Below are 6,318 nucleotides of genomic sequence, written 5' to 3'. Positions count from 1 at the left end.
CCGCTGGCACTTGCCGGCAAGAGCCTGCTGGCGGACGCCGGCACGCTCCGCCTCACGGTGACGCTCATCGCCGCGGCCTGGGTCGCCTATCTCGCGGTCAAGCTCTGGCGGCTGCCCACGGGCGAGGCGATGGGACCGGAGCAGAAGGGCGCTCTCAAGCTGTTCACCACGACGCTTTGCAATCCCAAGGGCCTCATCATCGGGCTCGTGCTGCTGCCCTCCCAGCCTTCCCTGCCCTTCGCTGCGGCAACCTTCCTGGCCACGCTCCTTGCGGTGTCGGCGGTGTGGACCGGGCTCGGCAGCCTGGCGGGCGGCGGGCTGACGATGATGCCGGTGCTGCGCCGGGTCTGTGCCGGCTGGCTGGGTTTCCTCGCCATCTGGCTCGCAACGGCGGGGCTTGCCGCATGACCCCTCACCGCCCAGCTGGCGTGGTTACCACCCTGCCACACCAGAGACCGCAATTGCAGCCGCGCCGTTGGGAACCCCATAACCGGTTCATGGCAGTGTTCCGGAACCGCCGGTGGCGGCCATTCCTTTCATGGCCGGGGCATCACGCCGCACCACCCGCCGCTAAGCCTCGGCATCAGGCAGCTTCAAACCACCGCTGCGGTATCCGTGCGCGCGCTCACCTGCGCAGCGCCCCGCTCGCCAGACAATCAAGAGGCCACACCGTGACCTTGATCATTGCCGTCCATCACATGACGTCTCCGGCGTCGACCCCGAACCACCTTGAGGAGCTTGCCGCTGCCCACGGCCTGCTGCGGTTTGTTCCCGCAGTAGCGCCACTCTCGCCTGCAGCATTCGCTTGCACCACCACGCCCATCGGCCCGGTTGCCCGGAGGGCCGCATGATGAGCGGCGCGCTCTCGATCGTGATCGTTGACGAGGATCGCACGAACCTTGCACTGATGGACATGCTGGCCCGCAAGCTGCCCAACTGCGTAACGCAGCTGTTCAGCGATCCGCGGGCGTTTCTCGGCCGTCTCGGCGACGTCGAATTCGATGTCGCGGTCTTTGACTGGCACATGCCCGGCCTCAGCGGCGCCGAGTTGACACGCAATGTCAGGTCGCACAGCCGGCTCTCGGCCAAGCCGATCGTGGCCGTGGCGGCAGGCACCGACCCCGCCATCCGCGGCAACGCCCTCAAGGCTGGCGCCTCCGACGTCCTCAGCAGACCGATCAAACCCATGGAGTTCAAGACGCGCTTGACCGCACTGGCGCGCCGGCCCGCAGCCGCCGGAGAGAGCCTAACCGAGCCGGACGGCGGCGGCACGCGCAGCGTGGAAGAGGAAATGGTGAGCGCGATCGCCCGCGCGGCCGGCTACAAAGACCGCGAAACGCCACTCCATGCCATTCGCGTGGCCTGCTACTGCGCCATCATCGCGCGTCAACTCGGCCTGCCCGATCAGTCCTGCGCAGACCTCCGCCTCGCCGCTCCGCTGCATGATATCGGAAAGGTGGGCCTGCGTGACGACGTGCTGCAGAACCGCGGCTTCCTGAGCGAGGAGCAGAGGCGGCACATGGGAGAGCATACGCGCATCGGCCATGCGATCCTGTCTGCCGGGCAGACGCGCGTTTTGAGGCTCGCCGCCGAGATCGCGCTCACCCACCACGAAAGATGGGATGGCACGGGCTACCCTCAGGGCCTCAAGGGCGAGCAGATCCCGCTCGCGGGCCGCATCGCGGCGGTGGCGGACGTTTTCGACGCACTCACCAGCCTGCGCCCCTACAAGCGGGCATGGTCCGTGCAACATGCATTTTCCTATCTTTACGAGAATGCAGGAACCCAGTTCGACCCCTCCTGCATCGCAGCCTTCGAGGCTGGCCGCGAGGACGTGGAATCGATCATGTCACTGATGCCCGATTTTCATGAGGATGCTGACGCAGCCTGACGAGGAAACAAACGCAGACAGCCACGCAGCCTTGTTGCTGGACGATTGAGATAGAAGGCGTATGATATAATCTGGGCAATTCTTTGTGGAAAAGGACAAAACCATGACCACGAGACGCGACTTCATCAGCACCATCTCAGCCGCCAGCGCGGCTTTCGCAGTCGCCGGACAGAGCCTGCTCGAGTCAAGCCCGGCCCGCGCCCAGAGCGGCACACCGCTTGCAGGCCACTTCGACCCCAAGGGCAAGGCCCCGTCCGCCCATACTATCGCCGCCCTGAAGAAGTCATCTCAGGGCCTGCCCTTCGCGGATACCCGCGACTTCGACGAGATGAACAAGGGCTTCATCGCAGCGATGCCCGACCTCCGGATCAAGGCTGACGCAGGCCATGACGCCGTGGACATGGAGCGCTTTCAGTTCCTCAACGAGGACAGGGAATTCGACAGCATCCACCCGTCCATGCTCCGCATCGCCAGGCTGAACAACAATTATGGCCTCTATGAAGTGATCCCCGGTATCTATCAGGTGCGCGGCGTCGATCTGTCAGACATCACCTTCGTGCGTGGCAAGACCGGCTGGATCGTGTTCGACCCGCTGGTGAGCGCTGAGGCGGTGCGCGCTGCCACCAGGCTGTTCCAGGAAAAAGTGGGCGAAGGCCGGCCGATCACGGCGGTGATCTATTCCCATACGCATGGCGACCACTGGGGCGGCGTACGCGGCCTCGACATCAAGGACGAGGACCTGGCATCCGGCAAGGTGCAGGTCATCGCACCCGTGGACTTCATGGACTTCACCGTGTCCGAGAACGTGTTCGCGGGCAACGCCATGAACCGGCGGTTGTTCTACCAATATGGCCTGCTACTGCCGGTCGCACCGCATGGCTTCGTCACCCAGGGCCTCGGGCACAAGATCTCGGCGGGTACGTCAGGTCTCATCGCGCCGACCCGGATGGTGTCCGAACCCATCGAGGAGTTCGAGGTCGATGGCGTGCGGATGATTTTCCAGAACACGCCGAACACCGAAGCCCCGCGCGAGATGAACACCTATTTCCCGGACCTGAAGGCGCTGTGGATGGCTGAGAACGTCACGGCGACGCTTCACAACATCTATACGCTGCGCGGGGCGCAGGTGCGCGATCCCCTGCGCTGGTCGAGATACATCAACGAGTCGCTTCATCGCTTCGGCAAAGAGGCCGAGGTCATGTTCGCCTCGCACCATTGGCCGCGCTGGGGCAATGAGCGCATCCAGGAAGTGCTGCGCGACCAGCGCGACCTCTATGCCCACATGAACAACCAGGTGCTGCACCTCGCCAACCAGGGCGTCACCATCAACCAGGTGCACAACATCTACCAGCTGCCGCAGGCCTTGCAGCAGAAATGGCACTGCCGCGGCTATCACGGTTCGCCCGAACACAATGCGCGCGGCGTGATCCAGCGGTTTCTCGGCTTCTGGGACTGTAATCCGGCAACGCTCATCCCGCTCTCGCCCGAGGCCTCGGCCCCGGTCTATGTCGAGATGATGGGCGGGGCCGAAAAGATCATTGCGCGCTGCCAGGCGCTTCATGATGCCGGCGATTACATGATCGCCAGCGAGATCCTCAACAAGCTGGTGCTGGCGGAACCTGCCAACAAGGCCGCGCGTGAACTGCTCGCCGATGTCTTCGAGCAGCTCGGTTACCAGCAGGAGAACCCCGGCCTGCGCAACAGCTTCCTCTCCGGCGCCTATGAACTGCGCAACGGCATTCCGACGGGAGAGACGGCAAGTTCATCCTCACCCGATGTCATCCGCGCCATGTCGACGGAGCTCTTCCTGAACTTCCTTGCCATCCGCATGGACAGCCGGAAGGCGGAGGGGCTGGCGTTCACCATGAACCTCTCAACGCCCGATACCGGTGAGACATTCCTGATCGAACTGCGCAGCGCCACGCTCACCAACATCGCCGGATACCAGGCAGACAAGCCAGACGTGGCAATGACGGTCAACCGCGCGGACCTCGAACAGCTGATGATGGGGACCGAGACCCTGGAAAGCCAGGTGGCGGGCGGCAAGGTACAGATCGCCGGCGATGCCAGCCTGCTGATGAAGCTCGCGGCGACCATGGTGGATTTCGATCCCCGCTTCGAGATCTTCCCCGGCACCGCGGCACCGGTCAGCATGGCCAGCCATGAACCGTTCGAGGCTGACACCGGCAGCGCGATACCAGAGTAGCGAGAAAAAAATTCATTTATTTGCTTGTAATGCGCTTGGAGGAGGCCTATCTGAGCTTCGTCGAGTTTCGGCCGGTTGGCTTGGTGCCCGCGCTTGGATCAAGTGCACTCGCCCATCTCCTTCACACCCAGAACATCGATCGGCGCAACACGTGCTTCATTGCACGCGCGCTTTCGTGCATTTGACATCATGACCAGGGAATACAGACTATGCAGACAGGTACCGTGAAGTGGTTTAACGCCCAGAAGGGCTACGGGTTCATCCAGCCGTCCTCGGGCGGTCCGGACGTATTCGTCCACATCAGCGCGGTGGAGCGCGCCGGCCTCGGCAGCCTCAACGAAGGACAGAAGGTCTCCTACGAGGTGGTCAGCGACCGCCGGACCGGTAAGTCTTCCGCCGACCGCCTTTCGGCGGAATAAATCAAGGAACCAAACCCCGCGCAAGCCACGGATGTACTGGCAGCGCGACATGGAACGTTCCGGACGGTACGCCGGCCCTCGAGGGCCGGCGTTTCTGTTTGGAGGACTGAATACGCAAGACCGCGCTCGCCGGCCTCACTTGGCCGCAAGGCTGTTCTTGTGGATCCTGCCATCCTTCATGATGACGAGGAAATTGCGCTCCGGATCCTCGATCAGGCGAATATCGGCGAGAGGGTCGCCATCGACCAGCAGAAGATCGGCCAGCGCGTCCGTCTCAATGACGCCGAGCTTGCCCTCATAAGGGCTGCGGAGGCCGGAGAGTGCCAGCAACTCACCATTGGTCGCCGTGGCCATGCGAAGTGCTTCCGCCGGACTGAACCAGCGTGTCAGGGCCGACAATAGAACCGTCTGCCGCGCGGCCTTCTCCTGCGAGAACAAGACGTCGGTGCCGAAGGCGGTCTTGATGCCGTGTTTCCGCGCCAGCTGGTAGATGACATCCGTGCCCTTCATGACAGCCTGTTGCTTGATGTACTGGATCGAGCCAGGCCTGAAGGGCGAGCCTTCCTCGGCAAGAAAAGGCTGGGTGGAGAGCCACACTCCCTTTTCAGCCATGTATTTCGCCGTATCGTCGTCAATCAGATGCGCATGCTCGATGACCTTGACCCCGGCATCGATCGACCGGCGCACGGCGGCGGGCGTATAGGCATGAACCGTGACGTAGCTGCCCCAGTTGCCAGCGGCATCGACAGCTGCCTTGAGCTCCTCCAGCGTGAAAGTCGAGACATCGAGCGGGCTGTGCGGCGACGCCACGCCACCGCCCGCCGTCAGCTTGATCTGGCTGGCGCCAAGCATCAACTGCTCGCGCACGCGCTGGCGCACCATGTCGGGCGAATCCGCAACCATGGAACCACCGATCTGCTCCATGCGCGAAAGGGGCCGCGACCCGTCCCGCGGGAGTTCGGAGGCCATCCGGAAATCGCCATGGCCAGACGTCACCGTGATGATCGCGCCCGATGGCCAGATGCGCGGGCCTTCGATGATGCCGAGGTCGATGGCCTGCTTCAGGCCGAAGCTCGGGCCGCCCATGTCGCGCACCGTGGTAAAGCCGCGCATGAGCGTCGCCCGCGCCTCCACGCCCGCAAGGAGCGTGGTGAAGCCCAGATCTCCGTAGATCGCCTCTTCCGGGGTGGGCCGAACGAGGATGGTGTGCCAGTGGGCATCGATCAGGCCGGGCATCAGCGTCCGTCCGCCACCCTCGACGATGGTGGCGTCCTGTGCCGTGGGCAAGACTTCGGCACCGATTGCGGCAATCCTGTTGCCACGCACCAGGACCGAGGTGGGCGCGGTGAGCGCCTCGGACGTGCCATCGAACACCCGCACATCACGGAACAGGACTTCGGCTGGTTCCTGGGCGGCAGCGGCAGCGGCCGTCAGCAGCGCACAAGCGGCAAGAATGAACACTCTCAGCATCGCCGTCACTCCTGTTTTCTCGCTGGCAAGAGGGCATTTTGCACGCAAATGCCATCAGTTGTGAAGAAATAATGTCTCTTTATTCAAAACATCTTGCTCAGTTTCTCGACTTCAATTCTCCTGCCCATCCCGAGAGAAATGAAGAAGCACGATCCGAAGCCGTTCATTCACCATCGACGGCGCGCCGCAGGGACTCCGGATTGAGGAGCCTGATCGAGCGGTAACCCAGTTCCGCCTCCCCCTTCCTCTCCAACCGCCCGAGTACGTCCGCGATCGTCTGCCGGGACAGATTGCACATGGCGGCGAGTTCCTCATGCGAGCACTGCACGGTG

The 6,318-nt window shown here is 63.3% G+C and carries 7 protein-coding genes; 5 read left to right on the top strand and 2 right to left on the bottom strand.

Translation table 11 applies throughout. From position 1 onward, the window contains the following. The 5 genes from ACILRA_RS18405 to ACILRA_RS18385 form a co-directional block, all read left to right on the top strand. On the top strand, positions 1-408 hold a 408-nt coding region (locus ACILRA_RS18405), incomplete at its 5' end, for a hypothetical protein (protein ID WP_395663518.1). Positions 409-671: 263 nt separating this feature from the next. Beyond that, on the top strand, positions 672-851 hold the full coding sequence (locus ACILRA_RS18400) for a hypothetical protein (RefSeq protein WP_395663517.1): 180 nt from the start codon (positions 672-674) through the stop codon (positions 849-851). Continuing rightward, the gene (locus ACILRA_RS18395; protein ID WP_395663516.1) at positions 848-1,891 is read left to right on the top strand and encodes an HD domain-containing phosphohydrolase; all 1,044 of its coding nucleotides are present in this window, start codon (positions 848-850) and stop codon (positions 1,889-1,891) included. The genes ACILRA_RS18400 and ACILRA_RS18395 overlap by 4 nt, the downstream gene beginning before the upstream one ends. Before the next feature lie 103 nt (positions 1,892-1,994). Further along, positions 1,995-4,097, top strand: coding sequence for an alkyl/aryl-sulfatase (locus ACILRA_RS18390; protein ID WP_395663515.1), 2,103 nt, complete (start codon positions 1,995-1,997; stop codon positions 4,095-4,097). Between the two features lie 209 nt (positions 4,098-4,306). Beyond that, positions 4,307-4,516, top strand: a complete 210-nt coding sequence (locus tag ACILRA_RS18385; protein ID WP_395663514.1) for a cold-shock protein — start codon at positions 4,307-4,309, stop codon at positions 4,514-4,516. A gap of 135 nt (positions 4,517-4,651) precedes the next feature. Here ACILRA_RS18385 and ACILRA_RS18380 read toward each other — a convergent pair whose 3' ends face one another. Both ACILRA_RS18380 and ACILRA_RS18375 read right to left on the bottom strand, forming a co-directional pair. Beyond that, positions 4,652-5,986: an amidohydrolase family protein gene (locus tag ACILRA_RS18380; RefSeq protein WP_395663513.1), complete on the bottom strand. Its 1,335-nt coding sequence runs from the start codon at positions 5,984-5,986 to the stop codon at positions 4,652-4,654. Between the two features lie 163 nt (positions 5,987-6,149). Beyond that, positions 6,150-6,314, bottom strand: coding sequence for a helix-turn-helix domain-containing protein (locus ACILRA_RS18375; RefSeq protein WP_395663519.1), 165 nt, complete (start codon positions 6,312-6,314; stop codon positions 6,150-6,152). Positions 6,315-6,318: the final 4 nt, after the last annotated feature.

It is taken from the genome of Aestuariivirga sp., from assembly GCF_044239095.1.
GTDB lineage: Bacteria > Pseudomonadota > Alphaproteobacteria > Rhizobiales > Aestuariivirgaceae > Aestuariivirga.
The sequence above is the reverse complement of the archived record's forward strand: the minus strand, read 5'-3'. Positions and strand labels throughout refer to the sequence as shown.

Coding starts and splice junctions, on each gene's coding strand:
- ACILRA_RS18395 (WP_395663516.1), top strand. CDS start 848: ATGATGAGCGGCGCGCTCTCGATCGTGATCGTTGACGAGGATCGCACG.
- ACILRA_RS18385 (WP_395663514.1), top strand. CDS start 4,307: ATGCAGACAGGTACCGTGAAGTGGTTTAACGCCCAGAAGGGCTACGGG.
- ACILRA_RS18380 (WP_395663513.1), bottom strand. CDS start 5,986: ATGCTGAGAGTGTTCATTCTTGCCGCTTGTGCGCTGCTGACGGCCGCT.
- ACILRA_RS18390 (WP_395663515.1), top strand. CDS start 1,995: ATGACCACGAGACGCGACTTCATCAGCACCATCTCAGCCGCCAGCGCG.